The sequence below is a fragment of the Streptomyces sp. NPDC055749 genome (assembly GCF_053617235.1).
In genome coordinates this window covers 1-14,665 of the sequence record NZ_JBSHFH010000017.1, presented here as the reverse complement: position 1 = coordinate 14,665, position 14,665 = coordinate 1, and the positions used below count along the sequence as shown (strand labels likewise).

Here is a 14,665-nt window from a genome sequence, read left to right as displayed (position 1 = left end):
GGGGATGATCGCTATGAACACTCGTTCTGCTGTGGCGGCTGGTGTCGCTGTCGTGCTGTCGGTCACCGCCGGTGCTCCCGCCTTCGCCGCGGCTGACAATCAGGCGACGGTGTCGGTGCTGCACGCGGTGCCCGGTCTGACCGTGGACGTGTACGCGGGTGACAAGGAACTGCTCCCTGATTTCGCGCCGGGCACGCTTACCGATCCGATGAAGCTTGACGCAGGCTCGTACGACATCAAGGTCTTCAAGGACGGCGAAGGCCCGCAGGGGACCCCGGCCATCGAGAAGACGGTCGACGTACCGGCCGGTTCCAACGCCACGCTGGTGGCGCATCTGACAGCCGACGGCAAGCCCGCGCTCGACGCGTTCGTCAACGACACGTCCAAGGTTGCCGCAGGCAAGGCGAGGGTCACGGTCCGGCACGTTGCCGCGGCCCCCGCTGTCGACGTCCGCGCCAACGGCGCGGCGGTGTTCAAGGACTTGCAGAACCCGAAGGAGGCCAAGGGCGAGGTGGCGGCAAGCAAGGTGTCCGCCGACGTGGTCCTCGCCGGCACGGACACCGTGGCGATCGGCCCCGCGACGCTGGACCTGGCAGAAGGCAGCAACACCATCATTTACGCCTGGGGCAGCGCCACCGACAAAAACCTCGCCCTCAAAACCCAGTCCATCACCGGCATGCACTCCGCACCCCACGGAGTCCCCGCTGGCGAGACGGGCCAGGCCGCAGCCCACAACCAGCAGATGACGCTGGGGGCCCTGTCCCTCGGCGCCCTCCTCGCCCTGGGTGCCTCCGGCTACTTGCTGCGCCGCCGCAACGACGCCGGCTGACCCCACAGCGCCCTCCTTCACCCTTTATCCGCCGCCTGGTGTGGTCCCCCGACGAGCTGGGGGATCACACCGGACGGCTCCTCCACCGGAAAGGCCGGACATAGGCATGGCCCGTGCACACCGCCGCAAGCCCCTGGGGGCAGTCGCGGCTCTGCTCGGCATCATCCTGACTGTGGCGGCTGTCCTTCTCGTCACTGCACGGGCCGACAATCCGTCAAGCGCCCGTGACTTCGGAACTTCGCCAGTCATCACGGTCCCGTCGGAGTCAGAGCAGCCCAAGGCATCTGCGCCCGCGCAGCCCAAGCCCTTGAGATCCACCAGTAGCGCCGCTTCCCTGGCTGTTCCGGCGCCGCGCGAACTCTCGATTCCTCGGCTCGGTCTTCGTGCCCCGATCGATCCGGTGGGTGTGGCAGGAGACGGGCAGATGCAGGTTCCCGAGGATCCCGACCGGGTCGGCTGGTACCGCTTCTCACCGGCCCCGGGCGCTGATCAGGGCTCCTCGGTCATCGTCGGACACGTCGACGCGAAAGGACTCGGCCTCGGTGTCCTGTTCGTCCTGAACAAGGTGCGGCAGGGCGACCAGGTACGGGTGGCACGCGAGGACGGCACGTCCGTCAGCTACGAGATCACCGCTCGTCGGACCCTCAGCAAGAAGGCGCTGGAGGACACCGGTGTGTTCGACCGGGAAGGGCGTTCGGTACTGAGCTTGATTACCTGTGCCGGCCCGTACCTTCCGGACCGTGGCGGCTATCAGAACAATCTGGTGGTCACGGCGGTGGAGGTAACGAAGTGACGACCCCGTGGGGCGGCGCGCGAGTCCTTGCGGCTAGTGTTGCTGCCGTGGCAACGGTGCCGGATGAAAGGCTGGGCAAGGGGTTCGCCGACGGCGAGGAGCCCTGCCTCAAGGAGGCATACCGCCGTTGGAGTCCGCTCATCTACACCATCGCGTCACGGAAGCTCGGGGACGCCGAAGAGGCCAAGGACGTCACCCAGCAGGTGTTCGTCGGAGCCTGGAACGGTCGCAAGACCTTCGATCCGCAGCGCGGATCCCTCAAAACCTGGCTGATGGGCATCACCCATAAGAAGGTTGCCGACGCACTCACCCGCAGATCACGCAACCAGCGGGACGTCGAAGCCCTCACCTCCGTAGTGGGCATGTCCGAGCAGTCTGCGCCCGCGCCGGAGTCGGTGGTGGACTATGTCGTGCTCACAAGGGAGATGGAGAATCTCACCGAGCACCAGCAAATCGTGCTCAGGCTGGCGTTCTACGAAGACCTGTCTCAGTCACAGATCGCCGAGCGCACCGGACTCCCGCTCGGAACGGTCAAAACCCACACACGGCGTGGCCTGATGCGTCTGAAGAAGCGGCTGGAGGTGGACGGTGAAGCACACCGATGAGAAAACCCTGGCGATGATGGCACTCGGAGAGGAAATCGATTCATCAGCTGCCGCCCACCTGCATGAATGCGTCGCCTGCCGCCATGACTTCGACACCCTGCGCCGCGTCGTCACCGCCATGCACACCGCGCCCGGGGACAGTGAGCTGCTCACGCCGCCGGACGACATGTGGGACTCGATCGCGACAGACCTGCGCCTCCCGGACCAGCCCGTCCCTTCGCCTCGCCCGTCTGGGTTCGTCCCGGTCGACGGACCGGGTCCCAGGGTGTGGCGGCGCGTCGGCCGCTCCGCTGTTGCTCTGGCGGCGTGCGCCGCACTGCTCGGGGCGGTGGCGGGAAGCGCGATCACCTGGTGGGTGACCCACGCCGACGCCTCCGCCACTCAACCTGTTGCCGACGGCAAGCGCCTCGAATCGCTTCGCGCCAGCTCGGCCGGCTACGCCAACCTCACCGACCAGAGCGGGCGGCGATCGCTGCAGATCACCGTCAAGGGCCTCCCCAGTAACTCGGGCTACTTCGAGGTCTGGCTCATGGACAACAGCCACACCAAACTCGTCTCCATGGGCGTACTGGGCCCCGACGGCCGCGCCATCCTCCCTGTCCCCGACAACATCGACCTTCGCGAGTACTCCGTCGTGGACGTCTCCGTCCAGCCGTACAACGGCAAGCCGGACCACTCCGGCAACAGCATCGTCCGAGGTGCCTACGCTGGCTGACCGCTGTGATGCGGAGACCGCTGAGCGCAGCAGGCCCTCGCTCCATGGTCGGGACGGCTCTGAGCTGGCTGGACTGCCCGCGTTGCAACCGCTGGCGTGGTCCGGGGTGAGTGCTCCACGTGGCCGGTGGCCCGCCATCGCTTGCAAGCAAGCGCATCGGGCTACTGCTGAGGCGGCCTCAAGCAGCCGTCGCAAGGCACTTCGCCCGCTGTCGTTGAGCTCGCCGTGACGCCTGGGTCAGCACTCGCTTCGTACAGTCCTCGCCCCACTCCGCAACCCGTAAGAAGGGGAGCTGGGTGCCATGCGATCCCCTGCCGAAGCGGTCGGAAGGGCAGGTCCCTTGACAAGCGATCATACTGATATTGTCTTGACTGTTGAGATAATGACTCGCTGAAATAGATTCGCAGTCCGACGAGAGTCGTCACTGCTGATGGGCTGTCAACGGGGTACAACGGCCTGACTCCGCCGGCCCGCGGGAGTGACGTTCCGTCGAGAAGAACCGGACGTCCTGGTGGCTTCAGGGCCATCGGCACCCTCTGCGGGCAAGGTCGAGGTCTGGTGCGCCCGGATGATTCGTGCGCCAGGCCGGTCAATGCCGATCGCCCCGGGCCAGGTCAGCAACAGTTACCCCCATGAGAGGTGCGGCTATGCGCATCAAGTCCGACGGCCCGGTTGGGCGCGGCCCTACGCGCAGCGGAGCGCCGCGGCCGATTTCGGCCGCCTGTGACCCGGACCCCGACGCGGACCCGGCAGGAGCTGTGGAGCGTGCTCTGGACCTGTATCTGGAGGAGCGGCTGGTCGAGGCCGAGGCGGTCGACCCGCGGTTTGCCCACGATGTAGCGGACAGAGTGCGGTCTTTGACGCTACGCGGTGGCAAGAGGTTGCGTGCACAGTTCGCCTGGTGGGGCTGGCGCGCCGGCGGGGGTGACGTGGCGGGAGCGGGCGTGCAGTCGGCGCTTCGTCTTGGAGCCTCGCTTGAATTGATCCAGACTTGCGCACTGATTCATGATGATGTGATGGATGGTTCGTCGCTGCGTCGAGGGGCGCCTTCGCTCCATTTCGAATTCTCCGCGGAGCACGTGCGATCCGGCCTGCGTGGCGACCACGTTGCTCATGGGCAGGCTGCAGCGATTCTGGCCGGTGATCTGGCCTTGGCGTGGGCAGACGACCTAGTCGCCGAAATCGAGGCCAGCACTCAGGTACGCAAGCGAATCCACGCTTTGTGGCGTTCGATGCGAGCCGAGATGGTTGCGGGTCAATATCTCGACATATACGCCCAAGCCGATTCCTCTTCTTCTCAGGATCGAGCTCTGAGAATCGCCCTTCTGAAGACGTCTCTATATACGGTGGAACGGCCCCTCGCGCTCGGAGCCGCTCTGGCCGGAGCAGATGATAGGACTGTCTCGGCGCTGCGCTCCGCAGGTCGTTCGGCGGGTATCGCCTTCCAGCTGCGCGACGACCTGCTGGGTACTTTTGGCGACCCATCGAAAACCGGAAAACCCTCGGGCGAAGACATCAGAAGCGGAAAACTCACCTACCTGACAGCGGCCGCCAGAAGCCTGTCGGAGGGCGCAGGGGACACCGCCGCCCAGCACATGCTGAGCCAGGGTATCGGAAATCCTGAACTGTCCGGTGCCGATCTGGACAGGCTGCGCGAGGTCCTGGAGCGAACGGGAGCAAGAGGCATGACAGAAGCCGAGATCGACAGGCTCCTTGCGCACAGTGAGGAAATTCTGCTTCAGGTCTCTCTCCCCGGCAATGTCCGTCGCCGACTCTCTGCCCTCATGGGTACTTCGACCAGAGCCGTCACCACCTGCCCAACGCCCCAACACAGTTCGGCGAAATAGTCGACTGTGAGCCGTTCTTGAGGAAGCCTGTGTACGTGCGCAAGCTCCAGCTTGTATTGAGGAAAATCAAGAGGGAGAAGCGAGGCCGGGCTCATATCGCATGAAACCGCGGACGGTGCGATCTCAATGCATTGTCTTTCGGGTAGGCCCCACGAAATAGTGAAAGTGAAAGTGAAGGGAAGTGTCGGTGAAATCGGTCCCAGGACCCACTGATCATGTGGTCGTTGTCGGAGCGGGACTGTCCGGGCTGTCTGCCGCACTTCACCTGCTGGGCGCGCAGCGACGTGTCACTGTCGTCGAGCGTGATGCCCTTTCGGGTGGGCGGGCAGGCCGGTTCGACATGGGGGGTTTCCGTGTCGACAGCGGTCCGACGGTGATGACGATGCCGGAGATCGCCGACGAGGCGTTCGCGGCGGTCGGTGATTGCTTGGCGGACAGAGTGGAGTTGGTGGAACTCCACCCCGCGTATCGGGCGCAGTTCGCTGACGGAACCCAGTTGGACGTCCACACCGGGGCGGAGGCCATGGAGGAGGAGATCCGACGTTTCGCGGGTGACCGGGAGGCGGCCGGGTACCGGCGGCTGCGTGTCTGGCTCACGGACCTCTACGCCGCCCAGATGCGGCGCTTCATCGACACCAACTTCGACTCCCCTTTGCAGCTGCTCCATCCAGATTTGGTTCGTCTGGCGCGCCTGCGGGCATTCGGGCGGCTAGATCCGCAGATCGGCCGTTTCCTTTCGGACGAGCGTCTGCGCCGGGTTTTCTCGTTTCAGGCCCTCTACGCCGGCGTGCCTCCAGAGCGTGCCCTGGCCGCCTACGCGGTGATCGCTTACATGGACACGGTGGCCGGTGTTTACTTTCCTCGCGGAGGCATGCACGCCCTGCCGCAGGCCATGGCCGATTCCGCGGCGGAAGCCGGAGCGAAGTTCCACTGGAACACAGAGGTCACCCAACTCGAGCGCAAGGGCGATCGGATCACCGCCGTCCGGACATCTCATGGAGAGCGCATCGCCTGTGACGCCGTGGTTCTCACTCCGGATCTGCCGACGGTCCACCGGTTGCTCGGCCGGTCTCCGCGACGTGTGGTCGGCCTTCGGTATTCTCCCTCCGCCGTGATCCTGCATGCCGGGACGGATCGCACCTGGCCACAGCTGGCGCATCACACGATCTCTTTCGGCGCTGCCTGGAAGAGCACGTTCAGGGAGCTTACCGTCGAGGGTGCGGTGATGAGCGACCCATCGCTTCTCATCACACGGCCGACGACCCACGACCCCTCTATGGCTCCTGTGGGTAAGCACCTTCACTACGTTCTCGCGCCGTGCCCGAACACGGACATCGGTCCCGGCGTGAGCGAATGGCGAGATCTCTCGCCTCGGTACCGTGACAGCCTCGTGGCGGAGCTGGAGAACAGGGGTTTGGATGGACTGGGAGAGTCGATCGAGCAGGAGTCGCTGATCACCCCGGTCGACTGGACCGCGCAGGGTCACGCGGCGGGTACACCGTTCTCGGCAGCCCACACGTTCGCGCAGACAGGACCTTTCCGGCCGCGAAACCTGGTGCGCGGTATCGAGAACGCAGTCATCGCGGGCTGCGGAACCACCCCGGGTGTCGGAGTTCCCACCGTGCTGATCTCAGGGAAGCTCGCGGCAGCCCGTATCACCGGAAACAGTGCTCCGGTACGCAAGACATTCTCCGGACGCGGCACTGGCGTCTCTCCTTGTTCCACCCCGGCGAGAGGTACCTCCCAGTGACCCGACGAGAGCTGGATGCCGCAGGCATCGAGGACCCGGGTCTGCGCGCGGCATACAGCCACTGCCGTCAGCTCAACGCGCGTCATGGGAAGACCTATTTCCTCGCGGCCCGGCTGCTGCCGATTGAACGCCGGCCCGCCGTGCACGCGCTGTACGGGTTCGCCCGGTGGGCCGACGACATCGTCGACGATCTCAACGGAGACGCGACACCGGCAGAACGTGACAAGGCCCTGCACGCGCTTCGCGACCATATGGCTACCGGCCTGCGCACCGGCAGGAGCGAGGAACCGGTGGTCCGAGCACTTGTCGACACAGCGCTGCGATACGAAATCGACCACACCTACTTCATCGACTTCATGGCCGCGATGCTGAGCGATCTCGAAGTCACCGACTACCCCACCTACGAGGACCTCGCCCGGTACATGCACGGCTCGGCAGCCGTGATCGGCCTGCAGATGCTGCCGGTGCTGGGCACCGTGACGACGCGTGAGGAGGCGGCGCCGCATGCGTCCGCTCTGGGGGTTGCTTTCCAGCTCACCAACTTCCTCAGGGACGTGGGTGAGGACCTCGACAGGGGGCGGGTCTACCTGCCGGCCGATCTCCTCGCGGCTCACGGAGCGGATCGTGAGCTGCTTCTGTGGAGCCGTAGGACCGGCCGGGACGATCCGCGGATCAGCGCTGCTCTGCGGGCCGGGGTGGCTCTGACACGTGAGGTTTACCAGCAGGCTGAACCGGGGCTGGACATGCTCGATCCGGTTGCGCGTCCGTGCATGCGCACGGCTTTTACGCTCTATCGCGACATTCTTGGAGCGATCGAGACCGACGGCTTCCAGGTCGTGCACCGCCGGGCTGTGGTGCCACGGCGCCGTAGGGCCGCCGTGGCGCTTGCCGGGGCGGTGCGTCTGTCGTTGGCCAGGCGCTCGGGAAGGAGCCAGGACAGCGGCCTGCTTCGCTCTGGCCCATGCGCCGGGAGGGAGGAGCCCGCTCGTCCGCAGACAGGTGGACTCGACCCACGAAAGCAATCGGCAGACGCCGTGAGAGGGGAGGCTGCGACATGACGGGCCGAGATGGGCTGCGTCCACGACGCCGCAGCCTGGGGGATCGTGTTCCGTTGCGCCTAAGGCCGGCCGTGCCATGGCATCGGCAAGGTTCCACATGGCGCGACGCGAAACCTGCCTTGATCGACCAGGCACTCAAGCGGGCCTCCGCGCTGCCCTCCGGTAACTGGTTTGTAATAGCGGCGAGCCGGGAGATCTCAGGCCGAAAGCCATTCGGCATGAACGTGGCAGGAACCGAAGTGGTCGTGTGGAGAGACCGGGCGGGGCGCCTCAAGGCAGGCCCTGGAAGCTGCCCGCATCTGGGCGCTCCACTTCGGGACAGCACCGTGGTGTGCGGGACTCTCGTGTGCCACTGGCACGGGCTGGCCCTTGAGGGCGGGCCGTTCGCCGGCTGGACGCCTTACCCGGTTCACGACGATGGCGTGTTGGTCTGGGTACGTCTGGACACCTTGGCCGGAGAGCAGCCTCTCGAAGAACCCGTGCTTCCTGCGCGGCCCGGCCTCGCGCGCTCGGTCGCCGCCGTGTACACGGCGGTGGGAACCTGCGAACCGGAGGACATCATCGCCAACCGGCTCGACCCATGGCACGGCGCATGGTTCCACCCCTACTCGTTCGTCGACCTGACGGTCGACGATGCCTCAGGAAATGAAGACGGCTTTGCGGTAGGTGTCTCCTTCAAAGTGGCGGGCCGGGCGGTCGTGCCCGTCCGGGCGGTCTTCACCACCCCGGAACCGCGTACCGTCGTGATGCACATAACCGAAGGCGAAGGAGCCACCTCGGTCGTGGAGACGCATGCCACTCCGCTAGAACCCGATAAGTGGGGCAGACCTCGTACGGCCGTCATCGAGGCCGTCATCGCCACATCCGACCGCCCCGGCTTCGCTGTCGCCCGGGCCGCAGCACCGCTACTTCGGCCCTTCATGCGGCGGACGGCCGGACGACTGTGGCGCGACGACCTCGCTTACGCGGAGCGACGCTGGACCTTGCGCAGCAACGGCACATTCCCGGGCTGATCAGCGACCGGTACTCCTCGGCCTCCGGCTGAGGCCAGAAGTACCGGAGCGCCTGCCCTCTGCGACTGCGGCGTGGACCAGGTCGCGCAGCTTGCGGTGTCGTCGGAGGTTGCCCTCCGGCGACACCGGTCACTCGGCTACTGCCACTCCCGCTACGACGAGAGCCCTGCGAGCAGACGCATCAGCCGCGATCTACCCTTGCGGGGCACCGTCCACAGCACCTGCCCACGCACGCCCCAGTGCCCTAGCAGTGCGTTCGCCGCGAGAAATCCGCTCGTCGCAGCACGCTCCATCAGCGCCACTGGCAGATCGGTACGCACCAGGTCTCCTGCCATCACCAAGGTGGGATCCACAGTCCGTACCGCGGGACGCTCCTCATAGCCGCCCGCGGGAAACAGTGGGCAGTCCTCCCGCCATTCATGACGCGCGTCCACGATCTTCGCATCGCGGGTCTCGGGGTACACGCGATGCAGCTGCGCCAGCAGGCGTTCCTGTTCGGTCGCCCGGTCGGCGCCCGGCTCGACCGCGTAGGCATGGAGCTCCACCACCGAACCTCCCGTTCGCGCGGCCCAGCGCGCAGCTTCCCCCTCCCAGCGATCCAGCACACTGACGTTATCCAGTGACTCGTATCCACTTGTGCCAAGGAAGCCGGCCCGATCTGCTCGCAACGGACGGTCGAGCCACAGACGCGAAACCAAGAACGGCGGCGCCGTGCGCAACCGGGAGATCCTGTCACGCCAAGCACCGTCGACCAGGTGCGGAGACGAAGCAACCACCCGTTGCAGTCCGGCGGTGTCGAGGGCGAGCACTGTTGCGTCGAAATGCTCGGCGGGCCCGCCTGCCGTTATCCGATAGCCACCGGACGGGTCGGACTCGACCGTGTCTACGGACGTGCCGACGCGCATCTTCACGCCGTGGCCTTCCAGGTACTCGGCCAGGGGCTCCCACAGGGCTTGCGAGAACGGTTCGTCGGGAACGTCGAACAGCAGTCCTTCGCTGGAACCCAGGAAGTAGATGTGAAACATCAGCACAAGTTCGGCGGCGGACAGTTCACGTGGGTCGGCGAAGAAGCTTCGGGAGAAGACTTCGAAAGCCAGATGGTGGGCAGCCTCAGGGAAACGAATGCCGGCCAGAAAGTCGTGGGCGCTCACCGAGTCGAGCTGGTCATACACCTCCGGCACCCGGACATCCAGCAGCGGAAGGGCAGCCCGCGGATCCATCCGAGCCATGTCCCGCCAACCGAACGTGGGACTCAGAGCCGCGAAGCCCACAGCACTCCACGGAGGAGTGCGAGGCACTCTGGCGAAGCTGTCGTACAGGCCCCCGCTGTGCTGAAGAGGGTAGTCCGGCAGGGCGGTGAGCATGCCGAGCTGGCTGTCAGCCCTGCGCAACAGGCCGCGCAGGTTGTAGTACTGACGAAAGAAGGCATGGAACCCTCGACTCATCGTCACACGGGAGCCGTCGGCCAGTGTCGTCTGCCATCCAGCCAGGCGTCCTCCGAGGGTGTCCTCGCGCTCGTACAAGGTGACGTGCGCGCCGCGCTCAGCCAGACCGGTGGCGGCGGCCAGACCGGCGATGCCTCCGCCCACCACCGCCACCCGAGGAGCGTCATGGGTGAATCGGGCGCGGCCGGGGGCCGGATGGACAACCTCCGCCTGCCGGTCTCTGCCCCGTCGGGGGACACTGGGACGCGTAATCGATGGGGACGGCATTCAATGCTCCTTCGTGGCGCACGAGTAAGGGAAATCGTTCCCGGCATACGTGTGGGAGGCGTGTTACACGCCGAGTGGCGCGAAGACGGGACGCGGCCCCGCCCCAGGCTAGGGAGCTGACGGTGAACCTGCGGTCAGTGCCGGGTGTCATTGCGTCGCAGTAGCGGCAGGTCGGCGACCGCTCGCAGCATTGGAAGAACGGGTGTCGCAAATCCGAGCAACAGGTCCTCTCGAATGCTCGTGCGACCGTCCAGGAAGCGGAGCATCCGCTCCATGGGGACTCGCTCGAAAAGACCAGTGAAGAAGTCCGCGCCCCCCACCCGTCCCGTGTCGAGGGCTCGCAGCATGACGGCGTCCATGACCAGCGATCGCCGGGCGTGAGGCGGTGGCGGAGCAGGGACGGCTCCAGACCGGTAGGCATCGGCAATGGCACGGCTCTGCCGCTGCACTGCGGCGAAGGTATACCCGGTCGCCGGTCTCGTGGCGCCGCCGCTGGTGCCGATGCGGAAAGTGCGCCGCCCGACCTGTCGCGAGAATCGCGCGTCCGTCATCGGGATGACGCCTTGTTCAGTGTCGTAGATGTCGAACGAGCCGAGTCCCAAGACCTCGCTCGTGTAGTGCCGCAGCGCGGCGTCGTACGCCTCCGTGGAAAGGGTGGCTGCCGAGAACTCGGTGTACTCGACCAACCCGCGGTCCGGTCCAAGGGGGAGTACGTAACCGAACGAGAGCCCGTGCTCGGGCTGCGGGGTACGGAAGTCCATCAGGCAGGCGGAATCCGTGTCGAACCACGGGGACGCGTCAGCCTTTCGGGTGTTCAACTGCACGAACCAGCCGCGGAAGTGCTGCAGCAACGTTGTCCGTGCCGGCGGCAGTTTCGGCAAGGGCCGCGAGTCGTATGCCCAACTGGCACGCAGCCTCAGACGCCGACCCCCTGGCATTGTGCCCGAGACGAGTACACCGTCGGCTGTCTCCGACACGCCGTGCACCGTGGCGCTCACCCGCTCCGCAAGAGGGGAGTTCGCCAGCCGGACATCGACGAACTGGTCGAAGGCGCTGGAGCGGATCATTTTGTACTGCCAGGGATGAGGCAGGCTTTCCCATGACTGTCCGACCGGTCCACGCACACAGAGCCGTTCCCAGGACTTGGCCACGACCTCCTCGAAGTCTCCGACCCCTTGCTCCCAGAAACACCAGGTGCGCTCGGGCGGACGCAAAGGCCCTATGGGGGCATCGATCAGCACCACACGAGGTGCGGGTCTGACGTCGCCCCCCACCGCCGTCCTGACACCTGCGGTGCTCTGACCCGTCAACTGGTACGCAAGCGACAACCCTGCCGCACCGGCACCAACGATGACGACATCGGCGTCCATCATGGCCACTCATTCCTACTCGCCCGAAAGTGGCTCATCGAACTTGTGGCGACAGCTTTGCAGCGCGCCCCTGCTGCGGTCGCCGAAACGCTCCGGCCGGCCATGGATGATGGCCCAGCCCTGCTGAACCAACCATCCGGCCTCATCGCCTCTCGGTAGGACGCGGACTCATCCGATGGGCGGATGCACCCGGAACTACCCGCTTTTTGGCATCACACGTCCTCCGGTGCCTCACGCCTGCGCCTCGTGTGCTGCGCCCAGCTCGGTGTTGAGAGCGCGGAGGAAGGCCGCGATCATGGCCAGCTGCTCCGGGGTGAACTGGCTGCGCGCGGTCTCGGTCGCTCGCGCCAGCGGGCTGAAGTACTCGCGGGCGAGCGCTCGGGCGTCAGGGTTGTAGACGAGATGAACGACTCTGCGGTCCACAGTGTCGCGGACACGGCTGACGTGCCCCGAGCGTTGGAGCCGATCGAGGCAGGCGGTGATCGCTCCGGAGGTGAGGCCGAGCTCTTCCCGCAGACGCGTGGGAGTCACGGGGCCATCGGCGGATACCGCAGGATCCATGATCACGGAGAGGGCGTGGATGTCTGTTGTGTGCAGCCCCTGCTGATGAGCGAAGTCCAGGGTGGCCCGGTTCAGCTCGCGGTTCAGCGTGCGTAGCAGGACAGCGTAGGCGAACAGGTCGCTGGCCTGGTCGGTGGTGTCCGGCGAGTGTGACTGCATACACCAATCATAGTCTCACTCAATCATTGAGATAGTTTATCTTTGAGTTACCTTTACTCGCTCGTCCCGATAGGTAGTCGATGAACAGCGCGCGTCGACCGGTCCGCTGGCTGGTCCCCCTCGTCCTCGTGGTCGTCTGGCTCGGCCTGGGAGGAGCCTTCGGCTCTTACGCAGGCAAGCTAGGCGAGGTCTCCACCAACGACCAAGCCGCCTTCCTGCCCCAGAACGCCGAGTCCACGAAGGTGATCAAGCAGCAGAACGCCTTCAATCAGCAGGAGACCCTGCCTGCGATCATCGTCTGGACAACCTCCGAAGGCAGCGATATCTCGCAGGCTCAGCAGAAGGCGGCGACCGCCGCTTTGCAGTCGCTGAACGGCGCGCAAGGAGTTGAAGGCGCCCCCTCCCCGGCATTCCCGTCCGAAGACGGCAAAGCCCTCCAGGGGGTCGTGCCCCTGTCCCCGGACCTCGGTGAGGAACTCGCAGAAGCCCTGGACAAGATCCAGGTCGCAGCTGATCAGGTACCGGACACCCGAGCCCAGCTCGCCGGCCCCGCCGCGACTCAAGGAGATCTGGGAGAGGCGTTCGCCGGCATCGACGGGCTTCTGCTCGGAGTGGCCCTCGCCGCTGTGCTGCTCATCCTGCTTCTGGTCTACCGAAGCGTCCTGCTCCCCTTCCTGATCATCGTCAGCTCCGTCTTCGCCCTCGGGGTTGCCGGTGCGATCGTCTACGTGCTCGCCGACAACGACATCGTCCGCGTCGACGGCCAGGTGCAGGGCATCCTGTCCATCCTGGTAATCGGTGCAGCCACCGACTACGCCCTCCTGCTCACGGCCCGCTTCCGCGAGGAACTGGCAACCACCGGTGACCGAGCCGCAGCCGCCTGGGCTGCTACCCGAGGATCGTTCGCAGCCATCACGGCCAGCGCAGCCACCGTGGCTCTCGGCCTTCTGGCTCTGCTTCTCAGCGACCTGACCAACAACAGGGCTCTCGGGCCGGTTGGCGCGATCGGCGTCGTGTGCGCCGTACTGACGACTCTCACATTCCTTCCCGCCGTTCTGGCCCTGATGGGCAAGGCCGCCTTCTGGCCCGCCAAGCCGAAATCGGCTGACGCCGAGACAGGCGGTCACGGCATCTGGCGCCGCGTCGCCCACTGGGTGGACACCCGTCCCCGCCAGCTGTGGATCATCACCACAGGCCTTCTGCTGGTCGGCGCGGCATTCTTCCCCGCCCTGCAGTCGAAGGGCGTGCCGCTCGACGAGCTGTTCGTAAACGACGCCCCGTCCGTCGCCGCGCAGCAGACGCTGGGCAAGCACTTCCCCGGCGGCTCCGGCCAGCCGGCGGTCATCATCGCCGACGCCGACAACCAGGCCGCAGTGCAGAAGGCCGCAACGCGGACACCGGGAGTGGCCGACGTTCAAGTGGTCACCAATACGCCCGGCGGAAAGCCCCTGGTCGTCGACGGCCTGGTCCGGATCGACGCGACTCTGGCCGACGCCCCGGACAGCGACGCCGCCAAGGAAACCGTCCAGAACCTCCGCGACCAGGTCCATGCAACGGACGCGAGCACCCTCGTAGGCGGCTACACCGCTCAGCAGTACGACACGCAGCGCACCGCCGAGCACGACAAGAACCTCATCATCCCCGTCGTCCTCGTGATCATCCTCGCCATCCTGATCGTTCTCCTCCGCTCGCTGCTGCTGCCCGTCCTGCTGGTCGCCACAGTGGGCCTCAACTACCTCGCGACCCTCGGCATCGCCGGGCTGGTGTTCAAGCACGGCTTCGGCTTCTCCGGCACGGACGCCTCCGTACCCCTGTACGGCTTCGTCTTCCTCGTAGCCTTGGGAGTCGACTACAACATCTTCCTCATGTCCCGGGTACGCGAGGAAACGCTGCGGCTGGGCACCAGGCAGGGAATGCTCCGAGGGCTCATCGCCACCGGCGGTGTCATCACATCGGCGGGCGTCGTCCTGGCCGCGACCTTCGCGGCCCTCATCGTCATTCCGCTCGCTTTCCTGGCCCAGATCGCCTTCATCGTCGCCTTCGGCGTACTGCTCGACACGATCGTGGTCCGGTCGCTCCTGGTACCCGCTCTGGTCCGCGACATCGGCCCAGCGGTCTGGTGGCCCAGCCGACTGCGCCATGAAGCAACCGTCGAACAGCTGAATCCGACCGCAACCGACATGAAGGCAACATCCAAGGCCGGTAGTTGAAACAGACACGCTTAGGGGGCTTCGTGGCGGCCGAATCAGACCC

The 14,665-nt window shown here is 65.9% G+C and carries 12 protein-coding genes; 9 read left to right on the top strand and 3 right to left on the bottom strand.

The features are described 5' to 3' along the window. The first annotated feature begins 4 nt into the window (after window positions 1-4). The 8 genes from ACWGO0_RS15295 (at window position 5) to ACWGO0_RS15260 (ending at window position 8,610) form a co-directional block, all read left to right on the top strand. A complete protein-coding gene (locus ACWGO0_RS15295) occupies window positions 5-829 on the top strand; it encodes a DUF4397 domain-containing protein (RefSeq protein WP_453533788.1) in 825 nt (274 codons plus the stop codon). Between the two features lie 106 nt (window positions 830-935). Next, window positions 936-1,622, top strand: a complete 687-nt coding sequence (locus ACWGO0_RS15290; RefSeq protein ID WP_453533785.1) for a class F sortase — start codon at window positions 936-938, stop codon at window positions 1,620-1,622. A gap of 47 nt (window positions 1,623-1,669) precedes the next feature. Continuing rightward, on the top strand, window positions 1,670-2,227 hold the full coding sequence (locus ACWGO0_RS15285) for an RNA polymerase sigma factor (RefSeq protein ID WP_453533782.1): 558 nt from the start codon (window positions 1,670-1,672) through the stop codon (window positions 2,225-2,227). Then, complete coding sequence (locus tag ACWGO0_RS15280; protein WP_453533779.1) at window positions 2,211-2,942, top strand: anti-sigma factor; 732 nt, start codon at window positions 2,211-2,213, stop codon at window positions 2,940-2,942. The genes ACWGO0_RS15285 and ACWGO0_RS15280 overlap by 17 nt, the downstream gene beginning before the upstream one ends. Before the next feature lie 647 nt (window positions 2,943-3,589). After that, window positions 3,590-4,789, top strand: coding sequence for a polyprenyl synthetase family protein (locus ACWGO0_RS15275; RefSeq protein ID WP_453533776.1), 1,200 nt, complete (start codon window positions 3,590-3,592; stop codon window positions 4,787-4,789). Window positions 4,790-4,976: 187 nt separating this feature from the next. Then, window positions 4,977-6,539: a phytoene desaturase gene (locus ACWGO0_RS15270; protein WP_453534099.1), complete on the top strand. Its 1,563-nt coding sequence runs from the start codon at window positions 4,977-4,979 to the stop codon at window positions 6,537-6,539. Continuing rightward, window positions 6,536-7,597, top strand: a complete 1,062-nt coding sequence (locus tag ACWGO0_RS15265) for a phytoene/squalene synthase family protein (RefSeq protein ID WP_453533773.1) — start codon at window positions 6,536-6,538, stop codon at window positions 7,595-7,597. Before ACWGO0_RS15270 ends, ACWGO0_RS15265 begins: the two co-directional genes overlap by 4 nt. Continuing rightward, entirely contained in the window at window positions 7,594-8,610 is a 1,017-nt protein-coding gene (locus ACWGO0_RS15260; RefSeq protein WP_453533770.1) for a DUF5914 domain-containing protein, read from the top strand. The genes ACWGO0_RS15265 and ACWGO0_RS15260 overlap by 4 nt, the downstream gene beginning before the upstream one ends. Window positions 8,611-8,762: 152 nt before the next feature. On the opposite strand, the gene ACWGO0_RS15255 is transcribed toward ACWGO0_RS15260, so the two are convergent. The 3 genes from ACWGO0_RS15255 to ACWGO0_RS15245 all read right to left on the bottom strand — a co-directional run bounded on the left by ACWGO0_RS15255 (window position 8,763) and on the right by ACWGO0_RS15245 (window position 12,412). After that, window positions 8,763-10,322, bottom strand: coding sequence for an FAD-dependent oxidoreductase (locus tag ACWGO0_RS15255; RefSeq protein WP_453533767.1), 1,560 nt, complete (start codon window positions 10,320-10,322; stop codon window positions 8,763-8,765). 134 nt (window positions 10,323-10,456) lie between these two features. Then, window positions 10,457-11,695, bottom strand: a complete 1,239-nt coding sequence (locus ACWGO0_RS15250) for a lycopene cyclase family protein (protein WP_453533764.1) — start codon at window positions 11,693-11,695, stop codon at window positions 10,457-10,459. A gap of 228 nt (window positions 11,696-11,923) precedes the next feature. Next, on the bottom strand, window positions 11,924-12,412 hold the full coding sequence (locus tag ACWGO0_RS15245; RefSeq protein WP_453533761.1) for a MarR family winged helix-turn-helix transcriptional regulator: 489 nt from the start codon (window positions 12,410-12,412) through the stop codon (window positions 11,924-11,926). Window positions 12,413-12,492: 80 nt separating this feature from the next. Between ACWGO0_RS15245 and ACWGO0_RS15240 the strand changes: the two genes are divergently transcribed. Beyond that, the gene (locus ACWGO0_RS15240) at window positions 12,493-14,622 is read left to right on the top strand and encodes an MMPL family transporter (protein WP_453533758.1); all 2,130 of its coding nucleotides are present in this window, start codon (window positions 12,493-12,495) and stop codon (window positions 14,620-14,622) included. The last annotated feature ends 43 nt before the right edge of the window (window positions 14,623-14,665 follow it).

Bases quoted from the DNA above. Each gene is read 5' to 3' on its own strand.
- ACWGO0_RS15260 (WP_453533770.1), top strand. From the start codon at position 7,594: ATGACGGGCCGAGATGGGCTGCGTCCACGACGCCGCAGCCTGGGGGAT.
- ACWGO0_RS15275 (WP_453533776.1), top strand. From the start codon at position 3,590: ATGCGCATCAAGTCCGACGGCCCGGTTGGGCGCGGCCCTACGCGCAGC.
- ACWGO0_RS15250 (WP_453533764.1), bottom strand. From the start codon at position 11,695: ATGATGGACGCCGATGTCGTCATCGTTGGTGCCGGTGCGGCAGGGTTG.
- ACWGO0_RS15290 (WP_453533785.1), top strand. From the start codon at position 936: ATGGCCCGTGCACACCGCCGCAAGCCCCTGGGGGCAGTCGCGGCTCTG.
- ACWGO0_RS15255 (WP_453533767.1), bottom strand. From the start codon at position 10,322: ATGCCGTCCCCATCGATTACGCGTCCCAGTGTCCCCCGACGGGGCAGA.
- ACWGO0_RS15240 (WP_453533758.1), top strand. From the start codon at position 12,493: ATGAACAGCGCGCGTCGACCGGTCCGCTGGCTGGTCCCCCTCGTCCTC.
- ACWGO0_RS15295 (WP_453533788.1), top strand. From the start codon at position 5: ATGATCGCTATGAACACTCGTTCTGCTGTGGCGGCTGGTGTCGCTGTC.
- ACWGO0_RS15245 (WP_453533761.1), bottom strand. From the start codon at position 12,412: ATGCAGTCACACTCGCCGGACACCACCGACCAGGCCAGCGACCTGTTC.